Origin of the sequence: Pseudomonas sp. KCJK9016 (assembly GCF_046231795.1) — a bacterium.
In the GTDB taxonomy this organism is placed as follows: domain Bacteria; phylum Pseudomonadota; class Gammaproteobacteria; order Pseudomonadales; family Pseudomonadaceae; genus Aquipseudomonas; species Aquipseudomonas bananamidigenes.
The window spans coordinates 1-15,559 of the sequence record NZ_JBJJMM010000050.1 but is presented as its reverse complement, the minus strand read 5'-3'; the positions used below and the strand labels follow the sequence as shown (position 1 = coordinate 15,559).

Annotated in this window: 12 protein-coding genes and 1 tRNA gene; all 13 read left to right on the top strand. The window is 56.2% G+C overall.

Translation table 11 applies throughout. The annotated features are described in order from the left end of the window. The first annotated feature begins 81 nt into the window (after positions 1 to 81). Positions 82 to 157 (top strand) — tRNA-Trp (locus tag ACK6BI_RS27765). Between the two features lie 45 nt (positions 158 to 202). Further along, positions 203 to 571 carry a preprotein translocase subunit SecE gene (gene secE, locus ACK6BI_RS27760; protein ID WP_007916493.1) on the top strand — a complete coding sequence of 123 codons (369 nt, stop codon included), beginning with the start codon at positions 203 to 205 and terminating at the stop codon, positions 569 to 571. Between the two features lie 9 nt (positions 572 to 580). Then, complete coding sequence (gene nusG / locus ACK6BI_RS27755) at positions 581 to 1,114, top strand: transcription termination/antitermination protein NusG (RefSeq protein ID WP_007957598.1); 534 nt, start codon at positions 581 to 583, stop codon at positions 1,112 to 1,114. 117 nt (positions 1,115 to 1,231) lie between these two features. After that, entirely contained in the window at positions 1,232 to 1,663 is a 432-nt protein-coding gene (gene rplK / locus ACK6BI_RS27750) for a 50S ribosomal protein L11 (protein WP_003228756.1), read from the top strand. Further along, positions 1,663 to 2,358: a 50S ribosomal protein L1 gene (gene rplA / locus ACK6BI_RS27745; RefSeq protein WP_065261909.1), complete on the top strand. Its 696-nt coding sequence runs from the start codon at positions 1,663 to 1,665 to the stop codon at positions 2,356 to 2,358. Before rplK ends, rplA begins: the two co-directional genes overlap by 1 nt. Before the next feature lie 199 nt (positions 2,359 to 2,557). Continuing rightward, on the top strand, positions 2,558 to 3,058 hold the full coding sequence (gene rplJ / locus ACK6BI_RS27740) for a 50S ribosomal protein L10 (protein ID WP_040071288.1): 501 nt from the start codon (positions 2,558 to 2,560) through the stop codon (positions 3,056 to 3,058). A gap of 78 nt (positions 3,059 to 3,136) precedes the next feature. Beyond that, positions 3,137 to 3,508 carry a 50S ribosomal protein L7/L12 gene (gene rplL / locus ACK6BI_RS27735; protein ID WP_065261908.1) on the top strand — a complete coding sequence of 124 codons (372 nt, stop codon included), beginning with the start codon at positions 3,137 to 3,139 and terminating at the stop codon, positions 3,506 to 3,508. Positions 3,509 to 3,727: 219 nt separating this feature from the next. Next, a complete protein-coding gene (gene rpoB, locus ACK6BI_RS27730; RefSeq protein ID WP_065261907.1) occupies positions 3,728 to 7,801 on the top strand; it encodes a DNA-directed RNA polymerase subunit beta in 4,074 nt (1,357 codons plus the stop codon). Between the two features lie 63 nt (positions 7,802 to 7,864). After that, the gene (rpoC, locus tag ACK6BI_RS27725) at positions 7,865 to 12,064 is read left to right on the top strand and encodes a DNA-directed RNA polymerase subunit beta' (RefSeq protein ID WP_065261906.1); all 4,200 of its coding nucleotides are present in this window, start codon (positions 7,865 to 7,867) and stop codon (positions 12,062 to 12,064) included. Positions 12,065 to 12,279: 215 nt separating this feature from the next. Continuing rightward, positions 12,280 to 12,651, top strand: a complete 372-nt coding sequence (gene rpsL, locus ACK6BI_RS27720; RefSeq protein WP_003186084.1) for a 30S ribosomal protein S12 — start codon at positions 12,280 to 12,282, stop codon at positions 12,649 to 12,651. A gap of 109 nt (positions 12,652 to 12,760) precedes the next feature. Next, on the top strand, positions 12,761 to 13,234 hold the full coding sequence (gene rpsG, locus ACK6BI_RS27715) for a 30S ribosomal protein S7 (RefSeq protein WP_007957592.1): 474 nt from the start codon (positions 12,761 to 12,763) through the stop codon (positions 13,232 to 13,234). Between the two features lie 30 nt (positions 13,235 to 13,264). Further along, positions 13,265 to 15,412, top strand: a complete 2,148-nt coding sequence (gene fusA, locus ACK6BI_RS27710) for an elongation factor G (RefSeq protein WP_409319627.1) — start codon at positions 13,265 to 13,267, stop codon at positions 15,410 to 15,412. Positions 15,413 to 15,445: 33 nt separating this feature from the next. Continuing rightward, positions 15,446 to 15,559, top strand: a 114-nt coding sequence (locus tag ACK6BI_RS27705) for a GTP-binding protein (protein WP_007916459.1), incomplete at its 3' end; no start/stop codon positions are given.

The following is a 15,559-nucleotide window of genomic DNA, read 5'->3' as shown; positions in this document are numbered from 1 at the left end:
TGGCGTCGTAGCCAAAATCATCGAATAAGTAGTTGTAATGTATTTTTCGGGCCGGCATAATGGTCGGCCTGATTTTGTTTTAGGTCAGTAGCTCAATTGGCAGAGCGACGGTCTCCAAAACCGTAGGTTGGGGGTTCGATTCCCTCCTGACCTGCCAGATTCACCAGGTGTGTCTGGCTTTCTTTTCACAGGATCTTCATAGATGACTCCTAAAGCTGAAGCTCAAGGCTCTCGCTTCGATCTGCTTAAGTGGCTTGTAGTGGTCGCTCTGGTGGTTGTTGGTGTTGTAGGTAATCAGTATTATTCTGCTTCGCCGATCCTGTACCGCGTACTCGCTTTGCTTGTCATTGCTGCTGTGGCTGCCTTTGTAGGCCTGCAGACTGCGAAGGGCAAGTCTTTCTTTGTACTGGTTAAGGAAGCTCGCACCGAGATTCGTAAAGTCGTATGGCCAACCCGTCAAGAAACCACTCAGACCACGCTAATCGTCGTGGCTGTTGTTTTGGTTATGGCGTTGTTGTTGTGGGGGCTTGATTCCCTGCTGGGTTGGCTCGTTTCCTTGATTGTCGGCTAAGGGTGTCCCGTGGCTAAGCGTTGGTACGTTGTGCATGCTTACTCGGGTTACGAGAAGCATGTCATGCGCTCGCTGATTGAGCGCGTAAAGCTGGCTGGCATGGAAGATGGCTTCGGCGAAATTCTGGTTCCCACTGAAGAAGTGGTTGAAATGCGTAATGGCCAGAAGCGCAAAAGTGAGCGCAAATTCTTCCCGGGCTATGTGCTGGTGCAGATGGATATGAATGAGGGTACTTGGCACTTGGTCAAGGATACTCCTCGGGTGATGGGTTTTATCGGCGGTACCGCTGACAAGCCTGCGCCAATCACTGATAAAGAAGCGGAAGCTATCCTGCGTCGTGTTGCTGATGGCAGTGACAAGCCTAAGCCGAAGACACTGTTTGAGCCGGGCGAAACTGTTCGCGTCAATGACGGCCCGTTCGCAGACTTTAATGGTGTTGTTGAAGAGGTTAACTACGAAAAGAGCCGGATCCAAGTGGCTGTGCTCATTTTCGGTCGCTCTACCCCGGTAGAGCTGGAGTTCAGTCAGGTCGAAAAGGTCTAGCTGAGCAAGCATCCCAACCCCGCAGCCCTAGGCTGTGGGGTTTTGTCGTCACTGGGATAAACGCGCAAGTAACCGGGGAGCCTCTCGAGGCGTTCGAACCCGTAATTGGAGTGCCTCATGGCCAAGAAGATTACCGCTTACATCAAGCTACAAGTGAAGGCCGCTCAGGCTAACCCAAGCCCACCTGTTGGCCCTGCTTTGGGTCAGCACGGCGTGAACATCATGGAATTCTGCAAGGCTTTCAACGCCCGTACCCAGGGTCTGGAAGCTGGTCTGCCGACTCCAGTGATCATCACTGTCTACAGCGACCGCAGCTTCACTTTCGAAACCAAATCCACCCCTGCTTCGGTTCTGCTGAAGAAGGCGGCCGGTCTGACCAGCGGCTCCGCTCGTCCGAACACCGTTAAGGTTGGCACTGTTACCCGTGCTCAGCTGGAAGAAATCGCGAAGACCAAAAACGCGGATCTGACTGCAGCTGATATGGATGCAGCCGTGCGTACTATCGCCGGTTCTGCTCGTAGCATGGGCCTTAACGTGGAGGGTGTGTAATGGCTAAGCTGACCAAGCGCCAAAAGGCTATTGCCGAAAAAATCGAAGCAGGCAAGGCCTACAACTTCGAAGAGGCCGCAACTCTGCTGGCTTCGCTGCCAGCTGCCAAGTTCGTCGAGTCTTTTGATATCGCCGTTAACCTGGGTGTGGATCCGCGTAAATCCGACCAGGTCGTTCGTAGCGCTACTGTGCTGCCGCATGGCACTGGCAAGACCGTTCGCGTTGCCGTGTTCACCCAGGGTCCAGCTGCTGAAGCCGCTCTGGCTGCCGGCGCCGACCGTGTAGGCATGGATGACCTGGCTGCCGAAATGAAAGGTGGCGACCTGAACTACGACGTAGTGATTGCATCCCCGGATGCCATGCGCGTTGTAGGTCAACTGGGTCAGATCCTCGGTCCACGTGGCCTGATGCCTAACCCGAAAGTCGGTACCGTAACGCCAGACGTAGCCAACGCGGTCAAAAACGCCAAGGCTGGTCAGGTTCGTTATCGCACCGACAAAAACGGCATCATCCACACTTCCGTTGGCAAGGTCGGCTTCGAAGCTGGCAAGCTGAAGGAAAACGTTGAAGCTCTGATCGCTGATCTGAAGCGTATCAAACCAGCTTCCTCGAAAGGTATTTACGTCAAGCGCGTTACCCTGAGCACCACTATGGGCCCAGGTCTGGTCATCGACCAGAGCTCGTTGAACGCGTAAGACATGCGTTGACGCGATTGTTCGCGTCAATTGGAAAATTGGGGTCCCTGCCTGGCGGGGGCTATCCAAGACCGTAGGCGACGCAAGTCTTAAACCATCAAGCCTACGCAGATGGTGCTCCCGATTCCTTACCGAATCAGACACCAAAACGACATTCGGTTTCGATCGAATGAAACGGTAACAAGCAGGAGTTAAACCCGTGGCAATTAAACTCGAAGACAAGAAGGCCATCGTCGCTGAAGTCAACGAGGCTGCCAAAGTCGCTCTGTCCGCTGTCGTGGCTGATGCCCGTGGCGTAACAGTAGGCGCGATGACCGGACTCCGTAAAGAGGCCCGCGAGGCTGGTGTTTATGTACGTGTCGTGCGTAACACCCTGCTCAAGCGCGCCGTTGAAGGCACCGAGTACTCGGTTCTCAACGACGTGTTCAAAGGCCCGACCCTGATTGCATTCTCGAAAGAACATCCGGGCGCTGCTGCCCGTATCTTCAAAGAGTTCGCAAAGGGTCAGGACAAGTTCGAAATCAAGGCAGCTGCGTTCGAGGGCAAGTTCCTCGCAGCTAACCAGATCGACGTACTGGCAACTCTGCCGACCCGCGACGAAGCAATTTCTCAGCTGATGAGCGTGATTCAAGGCGCGACCAGCAAATTGGCTCGTACTCTGGCGGCAATTCGCGACCAGAAAGAAGCTGCTGCAGCCTGAGGCTGAGCGTTTCCTCTCTCGCGTTTTTTGTTTATTTCGATGGCCGCACAGGCTGTCCCCCAATTCAGGAATTGAGTCATGTCTCTGACTAACGAGCAAATCATCGAAGCGATCGGCCAGAAATCCGTAATGGAAATCGTTGAGCTGATCAAGGCAATGGAAGAAACCTTCGGCGTGACCGCTGCTGCTGCCGTAGCTGCTGGTCCAGCTGCAGGTGCTGCCGCTGCTGCTGAAGAGCAAACCGAGTTCAACGTTGTTCTGGTTGAAGCTGGCGACAAGAAAGTAAACGTGATCAAGGCAGTTCGTGAGCTGACTGGTCTGGGCCTGAAAGAAGCCAAAGAGAAAGTCGACGGCGCTCCTCAGGTTGTAGCTGAAGGCGTTTCGAAAGAAGCCGCTGAAGATGCCAAGAAGAAGCTGGAAGAAGCAGGCGCTAAAGTCGAGCTGAAGTAAGCATCGACTTTGCTCCTCCAGCCCGAGCGTCAAGCAAAAGGCTGATGGCTGGTGGCTTATGCCACCGGCCTTTTTCCGTTATTGGCAGCCGACTGGGTCGGTGCTGATAACGAGCTGAACCACCCGATGTGGTGGCGCAAACCATGGGGTTTGCACGATTTTCTGGCTGCTCCCGCCGGGAGGGGCCAAACAAGCAGGTGACCAAGCTGGGGAACGCTGATGGCTTACTCATATACTGAGAAAAAACGTATCCGCAAGGACTTTAGCAAGTTGCCGGACGTCATGGATGTGCCTTACCTCCTGGCCATCCAGCTGGATTCGTATCGTGAATTCTTGCAAGCGGGAGCGACTAAAGATCAGTTCCGCGACGTGGGCCTGCATGCGGCCTTCAAATCCGTTTTCCCGATCATCAGCTACTCCGGCAATGCTGCGCTGGAGTACGTCGGTTATCGCCTGGGCGAACCGGCATTTGATGTCAAAGAATGCGTATTGCGCGGTGTAACTTTCGCCGTACCTTTGCGGGTAAAAGTGCGCCTGATCATTTTCGACAAAGAATCGTCGAACAAAGCGATCAAGGACATCAAAGAGCAAGAAGTCTACATGGGTGAAATCCCCCTGATGACTGAGAACGGTACCTTCGTAATCAACGGTACCGAGCGTGTGATCGTTTCCCAGTTGCACCGCTCCCCGGGCGTGTTCTTCGACCACGACCGTGGCAAGACGCACAGCTCCGGCAAACTGCTGTACTCCGCACGCATCATTCCTTACCGCGGTTCGTGGCTGGACTTCGAGTTCGACCCGAAAGACTGCGTATTCGTACGTATCGACCGTCGCCGCAAGCTGCCGGCTTCGGTACTGCTGCGCGCGCTCGGCTATACCACCGAAGAAGTACTGGACGCCTTCTACACCACCAACGTATTCCACGTTAAGGGCGAAAGCCTGAGCCTGGAACTGGTGCCTCAGCGCCTGCGTGGTGAAGTTGCGGTCCTCGACATCCAGGACGGCAATGGCAAGGTGATTGTCGAGCAGGGTCGTCGTATCACTGCCCGTCACATCAACCAGCTGGAAAAAGCCGGGATCAAGGAACTGGATGTACCTCTGGACTACGTCCTGGGTCGTACCACCGCCAAGGTCATCGTGCATCCGGCAACCGGTGAAATCCTGGCAGAGTGCAATACCGAACTGACAACCGAAGTTCTGGCGAAAGTCGCCAAGGCCGGTGTGGTTCGTCTTGAAACTCTGTACACCAACGACATCGACTGCGGTCCGTTCATTTCCGACACGCTGAAGATCGACTCCACCGGCAACCAATTGGAAGCGCTGGTCGAGATCTATCGCATGATGCGTCCAGGCGAGCCGCCAACCAAAGACGCTGCCGAAACGCTGTTCAACAACCTGTTCTTCAGCGCTGAGCGTTATGACCTCTCTGCGGTCGGCCGGATGAAGTTCAACCGTCGTATCGGTCGTACCGAGATCGAAGGTTCCGGTGTCCTGAGCAAGGAAGATATCGTTGCGGTCCTGAAGACCCTGGTCGATATCCGTAATGGCAAAGGCATCGTCGATGACATCGACCACTTGGGTAACCGCCGTGTTCGCTGCGTAGGCGAAATGGCCGAGAACCAGTTCCGTGTCGGCCTCGTACGCGTTGAGCGCGCGGTCAAAGAGCGTCTGTCTATGGCTGAAAGCGAAGGCCTGATGCCGCAGGATCTGATCAACGCCAAGCCAGTTGCGGCGGCGGTGAAAGAGTTCTTCGGTTCCAGCCAGCTGTCGCAGTTCATGGACCAGAACAACCCGCTGTCCGAGATCACCCACAAGCGTCGCGTCTCTGCACTCGGCCCTGGTGGTCTGACTCGTGAGCGTGCAGGCTTCGAAGTCCGCGACGTTCACCCGACCCACTATGGTCGTGTTTGCCCGATTGAAACGCCGGAAGGTCCGAACATCGGTCTGATCAACTCGCTGGCGGCCTATGCGCGCACCAACCAGTACGGCTTCCTCGAGAGCCCGTACCGTGTGGTGAAAGAGGGTGTGGTCACGGACGATATCGTGTTCCTGTCCGCTATTGAAGAAGCCGATCACGTGATCGCGCAGGCTTCGGCGACCATGAACGAGCAGAAAGTCCTGGTCGACGAACTGGTAGCCGTACGTCATCTGAACGAATTCACCGTCAAGGCGCCTGAAGAAGTCACCTTGATGGACGTTTCGCCGAAGCAGGTAGTTTCCGTTGCGGCGTCGCTGATTCCGTTCCTTGAGCACGACGACGCCAACCGTGCATTGATGGGTTCGAACATGCAGCGTCAGGCTGTACCGACCCTGCGTGCCGACAAGCCGCTGGTAGGTACCGGCATGGAGCGTAACGTCGCTCGCGACTCCGGCGTTTGCGTCGTGGCTCGCCGCGGTGGCGTGATTGACTCCGTGGATGCCAGCCGTATCGTGGTTCGTGTTGCTGATGACGAAGTTGAAACCGGCGAAGCGGGTGTCGACATCTACAACCTGACCAAATACACCCGTTCGAACCAGAACACCTGCATCAATCAGCGTCCGCTGGTGAGCAAGGGTGATCGCGTTCAGCGCGGCGACATCATGGCCGACGGTCCGTCCACCGATATGGGTGAACTGGCTCTGGGTCAGAACATGCGCATCGCGTTCATGGCGTGGAACGGCTTCAACTTCGAAGACTCCATCTGCCTGTCCGAGCGTGTGGTTCAGGAAGACCGCTTCACCACGATCCACATCCAGGAACTGACCTGTGTGGCTCGTGACACCAAGCTTGGCCCAGAGGAAATCACTGCGGACATCCCGAACGTGGGTGAAGCTGCACTGAACAAACTGGACGAAGCCGGTATCGTTTACGTAGGTGCCGAAGTCGGCCCGGGCGACATTCTGGTCGGTAAGGTCACTCCGAAAGGCGAGACTCAGCTGACGCCGGAAGAAAAGCTGCTTCGCGCAATTTTCGGTGAGAAGGCCAGCGACGTTAAAGACACTTCCCTGCGCGTGCCGACCGGCACCAAAGGTACTGTCATCGACGTTCAGGTTTTCACCCGTGATGGCGTTGAGCGCGACAGCCGTGCCCTGTCGATCGAAAAGTCCCAGCTGGACGAGATCCGCAAGGATCTGAACGAAGAGTTCCGCATCGTTGAAGGCGCAACCTTCGAACGTCTGCGTTCCGCTCTGGTAGGCCACAAGGCCGAAGGCGGCGCCGGTCTGAAGAAAGGTCAGGACATCACCGACGAAGTGCTCGACGGTCTTGAGCATGGTCAGTGGTTCAAACTGCGCATGGCTGAAGATGCTCTGAACGAGCAGCTCGAGAAGGCTCAGGCCTACATCGTTGATCGCCGCCGCCTGCTGGACGACAAGTTCGAAGACAAGAAGCGCAAGCTGCAGCAGGGCGACGACCTGGCTCCGGGCGTACTGAAAATCGTCAAGGTTTACCTGGCAATCCGTCGTCGCATCCAGCCGGGCGACAAGATGGCCGGTCGCCACGGTAACAAGGGTGTGGTCTCCGTGATCATGCCGGTTGAAGACATGCCGCACGATGCCAATGGCACCCCGGTCGACGTCGTCCTCAACCCGTTGGGCGTACCTTCGCGTATGAACGTCGGTCAGATCCTTGAAACCCACCTGGGCCTTGCAGCCAAGGGCTTGGGCGAGAAGATCAACCGGATGGTCGAAGAGCAGCGCAAAGTCGCTGAGCTGCGTACTTTCCTGGACGAGATCTACAACCAGATCGGCGGTCGTAACGAAGACCTGGACAGCTTCTCCGATCAGGAAATCCTGGATCTGGCGAAGAACCTGCGTGGCGGCGTTCCTATGGCCACCCCGGTGTTCGACGGCGCCAAGGAAGTTGAAATCAAGGCCATGCTGAAACTGGCGGATCTGCCAGAAAGCGGCCAGATGCAACTGACCGACGGCCGTACCGGCAACAAGTTCGAGCGTCCAGTTACCGTTGGCTACATGTACATGCTGAAGCTGAACCACTTGGTAGACGACAAGATGCACGCGCGTTCTACCGGTTCGTACAGCCTGGTTACCCAGCAGCCGCTGGGTGGCAAGGCGCAGTTCGGTGGTCAGCGTTTCGGGGAGATGGAGGTCTGGGCACTGGAAGCATACGGTGCTGCTTACACTCTGCAAGAAATGCTCACAGTGAAGTCGGACGATGTGAACGGTCGGACCAAGATGTACAAAAACATCGTGGACGGCGATCACCGTATGGAGCCGGGCATGCCCGAGTCCTTCAACGTGTTGATCAAGGAAATTCGTTCCCTCGGCATCGATATCGATCTGGAAACCGAATAACACGTGACGCGATCGAGAGCGGGGCAGGACTGCCCGCTCTCTGCTCCGCCAGGAGGAAAGGCCTTGAAAGACCTACTGAATTTGCTGAAAAACCAGGGTCAAGTCGAAGAGTTCGACGCCATCCGTATCGGATTGGCCTCGCCTGAGATGATCCGCTCGTGGTCGTTCGGTGAAGTTAAAAAACCGGAAACCATCAACTACCGTACGTTCAAGCCTGAGCGTGACGGTCTGTTCTGCGCCAAGATCTTTGGCCCGGTAAAGGATTACGAGTGCCTGTGCGGTAAGTACAAGCGCTTGAAGCACCGTGGTGTGATCTGCGAAAAGTGCGGCGTTGAAGTTGCACTGGCCAAGGTTCGTCGTGAGCGCATGGCGCACATCGAACTGGCTTCGCCGGTTGCCCATATCTGGTTCCTGAAATCGCTGCCGTCCCGTATCGGCCTGCTGATGGACATGACCCTGCGTGATATCGAACGCGTTCTCTACTTCGAGAGCTATGTCGTTATTGATCCGGGCATGACCACGCTTGAAAAAGGTCAGCTGCTGAACGACGAGCAGTACTTCGAAGCGCTGGAAGAGTTCGGTGATGATTTCGACGCCCGCATGGGTGCCGAGGCTGTCCGCGAACTGCTGCACGCTATCGACCTGGAACACGAGATTGGCCGTCTGCGTGAAGAAATTCCGCAAACCAACTCTGAAACCAAGATCAAGAAGCTGTCCAAGCGTCTGAAGTTGATGGAAGCCTTCCAGGGTTCCGGCAACCTGCCAGAGTGGATGGTGCTGACCGTTCTGCCGGTTCTGCCGCCGGATCTGCGTCCACTGGTTCCACTGGATGGCGGTCGCTTCGCGACTTCCGACCTCAACGATCTGTATCGTCGAGTGATCAACCGTAACAACCGTTTGAAGCGCCTGCTGGATCTGTCCGCTCCGGACATCATCGTGCGCAACGAAAAGCGTATGTTGCAGGAAGCTGTCGATGCACTGCTCGACAACGGTCGTCGTGGCCGCGCCATCACTGGTTCGAACAAGCGTCCTCTGAAATCCCTGGCTGACATGATCAAGGGTAAGCAAGGTCGTTTCCGTCAGAACTTGCTCGGTAAGCGTGTTGACTACTCGGGTCGTTCGGTAATTACCGTAGGTCCGACCCTGCGTCTGCATCAGTGCGGTCTGCCGAAGAAGATGGCTCTCGAACTGTTCAAGCCGTTCATTTTCGGCAAGCTGGAAATGCGTGGTCTGGCGACCACCATCAAAGCAGCCAAGAAAATGGTCGAGCGCGAGCTGCCAGAGGTCTGGGACGTTCTCGCTGAAGTGATTCGCGAACACCCGGTTCTTCTCAACCGTGCACCGACCCTCCACCGTCTGGGTATCCAGGCGTTTGAACCGGTACTGATCGAAGGTAAGGCTATTCAGCTGCACCCTCTGGTCTGCGCCGCGTACAACGCCGACTTCGACGGCGACCAAATGGCCGTGCACGTACCGCTGACACTGGAAGCCCAGCTCGAAGCGCGTGCGTTGATGATGTCGACCAACAACATTCTGTCGCCAGCCAACGGTGAGCCAATCATCGTTCCGTCGCAGGACGTTGTACTGGGGCTGTACTACATGACTCGTGAAGCGATCAACGCCAAGGGCGAAGGTCGTGTGTTCGCGGATCTGCAGGAAGTTGACCGTGTGTTCCGTGCCGGCGAAGCCGCACTGCACGCCAAGATCAAGGTTCGTATCAACGAAACCGTGAACGACCGTGACGGCAACAGCGTGAACAACACCCGTATCGTCGACACCACCGTCGGCCGTGCGCTGCTGTTCCAGGTTGTGCCAAAAGGTCTGTCGTTCGACGTCGTCAACCTGCCGATGAAGAAAAAGGCGATCTCCAAGCTGATCAACCAGTGCTACCGCGTGGTGGGTCTGAAAGAGACCGTGATCTTCGCTGACCAGTTGATGTACACCGGTTTCGCCTACTCGACCATTTCCGGCGTTTCCATCGGTGTGAACGACTTCGTCATCCCGGATGAGAAAGCTCGCATCATCGGTGCTGCCACCGATGAAGTGAAAGAAATCGAGAGCCAGTACGCCTCCGGCCTGGTAACCCAGGGCGAGAAGTACAACAAAGTGATCGACCTTTGGTCGAAAGCGAACGACGAAGTTTCCAAGGCGATGATGGCCAACCTCTCGAAAGAGAAAGTCATCGACCGTCACGGTGACGAAGTCGAGCAGGAATCGTTCAACTCGATGTACATGATGGCCGACTCGGGTGCGCGGGGTTCCGCAGCACAGATTCGTCAGCTGGCCGGTATGCGTGGTCTGATGGCCAAGCCGGACGGCTCCATCATCGAAACGCCGATTACCGCGAACTTCCGTGAAGGTCTGAGCGTACTCCAGTACTTCATCTCGACCCACGGTGCTCGTAAGGGTCTGGCGGATACCGCGTTGAAAACCGCTAACTCCGGTTACCTGACTCGTCGTCTGGTAGACGTGGCGCAGGATCTGGTCGTGACCGAGATCGACTGCGGCACCGAGCACGGTCTGGTGATGACTCCGCACATTGAAGGCGGCGACGTTGTAGAACCGTTGGGTGAGCGCGTATTGGGTCGTGTCATTGCCCGTGACGTATTCAAGCCGGGCACCGAGGACGTCATCGTTCCTGCGGGCACCCTGGTAGACGAGAAGTGGGTCGAGTTCATCGAGCTGAACAGTATCGACGAAGTGATCGTGCGTTCGCCTATCAGCTGCGAAACCCGTTACGGTATCTGCGCCAAGTGCTACGGCCGTGACCTGGCTCGTGGTCACCTGGTGAACATCGGTGAGTCTGTCGGCGTAATCGCTGCCCAGTCCATCGGTGAGCCGGGTACTCAGCTGACGATGCGTACGTTCCACATCGGTGGTGCGGCGAGCCGTACTTCCGCGGCCGACAGCGTTCAGGTGAAGAATGGCGGTACCGTCCGTCTGCACAATCTGAAGCACGTTGAGCGTGTGGATGGCAACCTGGTTGCCGTGTCGCGTTCCGGTGAGCTGGCGATCGCAGATGACTTCGGTCGTGAGCGTGAGCGTTACAAGCTGCCGTACGGTGCGGTAATTTCGGTTAAAGAAGGTGACAAGGTCGACGCTGGTGCCATCGTGGCCAAGTGGGATCCGCACACTCACCCGATCGTTACCGAGATGAAAGGTACTGTGACCTTCGTGGGCATGGAAGAAGGCATCACGATCAAGCGTCAGACCGACGAATTGACCGGTATGACCAACATCGAAGTGCTCGATCCGAAAGATCGTCCGGCTGCCGGCAAGGATATTCGTCCTGCCGTGAAGATGGTCGATGCCAACGGCAAGGATCTGTTGTTGCCAGGTACCGACGTTCCGGCTCAGTACTTCCTGCCTGCCAACGCTCTGGTTGGTGTGGCGGATGGTGCTCAGATCGCGGTGGGTGACGTTGTTGCGCGTATTCCGCAAGAGACTTCGAAGACTCGCGACATCACCGGTGGTCTGCCGCGTGTAGCCGACCTGTTCGAAGCCCGTCGTCCGAAAGAAGCGTCGATCCTGGCTGAAGTCAGCGGCACCATCGCGTTCGGTAAAGAGACCAAGGGCAAGCGCCGTCTGGTCATCACTCCGAACGACGGTAGCGATCCGTACGAAGAGCTGATTCCGAAGTGGCGTCACCTGAACGTGTTCGAAGGCGAACAGGTAAACCGCGGCGAAGTTATCTCTGACGGTCCGAGCGATCCGCACGACATCCTGCGTCTGCTGGGTGTAAGCGCGCTGGCCAAGTACATCGTTAACGAGATCCAGGACGTTTACCGTCTGCAAGGCGTGAAGATCAACGACAAGCACATCGAGACCATTCTGCGTCAGATGCTGCGTAAGGTTGAGATCTCCGAGTCCGGCGACTCCAGCTTCATCAAGGGCGACCAGATGGAACTGACTCACGTACTGGTAGAGAACGAGCGTCTGAATGCGGAAGACAAGTTTGTCGCCAAGTTCACCCGCGTTCTGCTGGGTATCACCAAGGCGTCGTTGTCGACCGAATCGTTCATCTCGGCGGCTTCCTTCCAGGAAACCACCCGCGTACTGACCGAAGCGGCGGTAACCGGCAAGCGCGATTACCTGCGCGGCCTGAAAGAAAACGTGGTCGTGGGTCGTCTGATCCCGGCAGGTACCGGTCTGGCTTATCACAGCGAGCGCAAGCGTCGTCGTGATGCGGACAAACCGTTGCGCGTAAGCGCCAGTGAAGTGGAAGCTGCACTGACCGAAGCGCTGAACTCGAGCGGTAACTGAGTTCTGCGATAAATGAGCTGAGGCCCTGATCGCGCCGTTCATCGAATCGAGACAGTTTGTCGAAGTTCGATGGGCGGGGAGGTCGGGGCCTTGCCTTGACTGGGGGCAAGATCCTCTTTAGACTCTTGATCCCCTAAATTTGGCGGGAATCCGTTCCTGCCATTTTGCTTTTCTTGCAAGACAATAGCGTCGCAAGACAACAGTGGAGCTAGTAGATGGCAACTATCAACCAGCTGGTACGTCAGCCGCGTAAGCGTATCGTCGAGAAATCCGACGTACCTGCGCTGCAGAACTGCCCGCAACGTCGTGGCGTGTGCACTCGTGTGTACACCACTACGCCGAAAAAACCTAACTCGGCACTGCGTAAAGTATGCCGTGTGCGTCTGACCAACGGTTTCGAGGTTTCCTCGTACATCGGTGGTGAAGGGCACAACCTGCAAGAGCACAGCGTGGTTCTGATCCGTGGCGGTCGTGTAAAAGACTTGCCAGGTGTTCGTTACCACACCGTTCGCGGCTCCTTGGATACTTCCGGCGTTAAAGGCCGTAACCAGGGTCGTTCGAAGTACGGTACCAAGCGTCCGAAGTAATCGGTCGTTTTGCAGATTTTTATTTTACTGAGTCGATAAGAGTAAGGTCGGGCGCGCATCCTCGCGGATCTGTCCCGAACTAACCTGAAGACCGTTTGAGGGCTTATCAATGCCAAGACGTCGCGTAGCAGCAAAGCGTGAGATTCTGGACGATCCGAAATACGGAAGCCAAATCCTCGCCAAATTCATGAACCACGTTATGGAAAGCGGCAAGAAAGCCGTTGCCGAGCGTATCGTTTATGGTGCCCTGGAAACCGTTGCAGCTCGCAAGACCGGCACCGATCCCCTGGAACTCTTCGAAAAAGCACTCGACGCCATCGCTCCGCTGGTCGAAGTGAAGTCGCGCCGTGTTGGCGGTGCTACTTACCAGGTTCCGGTTGAGGTTCGTCCTTCGCGTCGTAACGCTCTGGCAATGCGCTGGCTGGTAGACTTCGCCCGCAAGCGCGGCGAGAAGTCCATGGCTCTGCGTTTGGCTGGCGAACTGCTGGATGCTGCTGAAGGTAAAGGTGCTGCTGTTAAGAAGCGTGAAGACGTGCACCGTATGGCCGAAGCTAACAAGGCTTTCTCGCACTACCGCTTCTAATTTTAGCTTCACTAATTTTGCGAGGGCTTTATGGCTCGTACTACTGCAATCAACCGCTACCGTAACATTGGTATCTGTGCTCACGTTGACGCGGGCAAGACCACTACTACCGAGCGGATCCTGTTTTACACAGGTCTGAGCCACAAAATGGGCGAGGTGCATGATGGCGCCGCGACCACCGACTGGATGGTGCAGGAGCAGGAGCGGGGTATTACCATTACTTCCGCTGCTGTTACCACGTTCTGGAAAGGTTCCCGTGGTCAGTATGACAACTACCGCGTAAACGTTATCGATACACCGGGTCACGTTGACTTCACCATTGAAGTAGAGCGTTCCCTGCGCGTACTCGACGGCGCTGTCGTTGTTTTCTGCGGCACCTCCGGTGTCGAGCCTCAGTCCGAAACCGTATGGCGTCAAGCCAACAAGTACGGCGTTCCACGTGTTGTTTACGTGAACAAGATGGATCGTGCCGGCGCGGACTTCCTGCGCGTTGTCGGCCAGATCAAGAACCGTCTGGGTCACACCCCGGTTCCGGTTCAGCTGGCCATCGGTGCTGAAGATAACTTCGAAGGTCAGGTTGATCTGATCAAGATGAAGGCTATCTACTGGAACGAAGACGACAAGGGCACTACCTATCGTGAGGAAGAAATTCCTGCTCATCTGGTAGAGCTGGCCAACGAGTGGCGCAACAACATGGTTGAGGCTGCTGCCGAAGCCAGCGAAGAACTGATGAACAAGTACCTTGAAGAAGGTGAGCTGACCGTCGAAGAGATCAAGGCAGGCCTGCGTGCGCGCACCCTGGCCAGCGAGATCGTTCCGGCTGTCTGCGGTTCGTCGTTCAAGAACAAGGGTGTTCCCCTGGTTCTCGACGCTGTTATCGACTTCCTGCCTGCTCCGACCGAGATCCCTGCGATCAAGGGTATCCACCCTGATCTGATCGACGTGCCGAAAGACGAAGTCAAGCCAGAGCAGTACGACGAGCGTCATGCTGACGACGACGAGCCGTTCTCGGCTCTGGCGTTCAAGATTGCCACCGACCCGTTCGTGGGTACTCTGACCTTCGTTCGCGTTTACTCGGGCTTCCTGACCTCTGGTGACTCCGTCATCAACTCGGTCAAGGGCAAGAAGGAGCGCGTTGGTCGTATGGTGCAGATGCACGCCAACCAGCGTGAAGAAATCAAGGAAGTACGTGCGGGCGATATCGCCGCTCTGATCGGCATGAAGGACGTCACCACTGGTGATACCCTGTGCAACGCCGACAAGCCGATCATCCTCGAGCGTATGGATTTCCCTGAGCCTGTGATTTCGCTCTCCGTTGAGCCGAAAACCAAGCAGGACCAGGAAAAGATGGGCATCGCACTGGGCAAGCTGGCCCAGGAAGACCCGTCGTTCCGCGTCAAGACCGATGAAGAAACCGGTCAGACCATCATCTCCGGTATGGGTGAGCTGCACCTGGACATCCTCGTTGACCGCATGAAGCGCGAGTTCAACGTTGAGGCCAACATCGGCAAGCCACAGGTTTCGTACCGCGAGAAGATCACCAAGTCCAACGTCGAGATCGAAGGCAAGTTCGTTCGTCAGTCGGGTGGTCGTGGTCAGTTCGGTCATTGCTGGATCCGCTTCTCCGAGCCGGATGCCGATGAAAAAGGCAACATCACCGAAGGTCTGGTTTTCACCAACGAAGTTGTTGGTGGTGTGGTTCCTAAGGAATACATTCCGGCGATCCAGAAAGGTATCGAAGAGCAGATGAAGAACGGCGTTGTTGCCGGCTATCCGCTGATCGGCCTGAAGGCTACCGTGTTTGACGGTTCCTACCATGACGTCGACTCCAACGAGATGGCGTTCAAGGTCGCTGCTTCGATGGCAACCAAGCAACTGGCCCAGAAGGGTGGTGGCGTGGTTCTCGAGCCGATCATGAAGGTGGAAGTCGTTACTCCGGAAGACTACCTGGGTGACGTGATGGGTGACCTGAACCGCCGTCGTGGTCTGGTTCAGGGCATGGAAGACTCGGTCTCCGGCCGTGTCGTTCGTGCTGAAGTTCCGCTCGGAGAGATGTTCGGTTACGCAACCGACGTTCGTTCCATGTCTCAGGGTCGCGCGAGCTACTCCATGGAATTCTCCAAATACGCCGAAGCTCCGTCGAACATCGTCGAAGCTCTCGTTAAAAAACAAGGCTGATTCAGCCCCCCTTTAGGCTAGGAGTTAATTGTCGTGGCTAAAGAAAAATTTGATCGTTCCCTACCGCACGTAAACGTTGGCACCATCGGCCACGTTGACCACGGTAAAACCACTCTGACCGCTGCTCTGACTCGCGTCTGCTCCGAA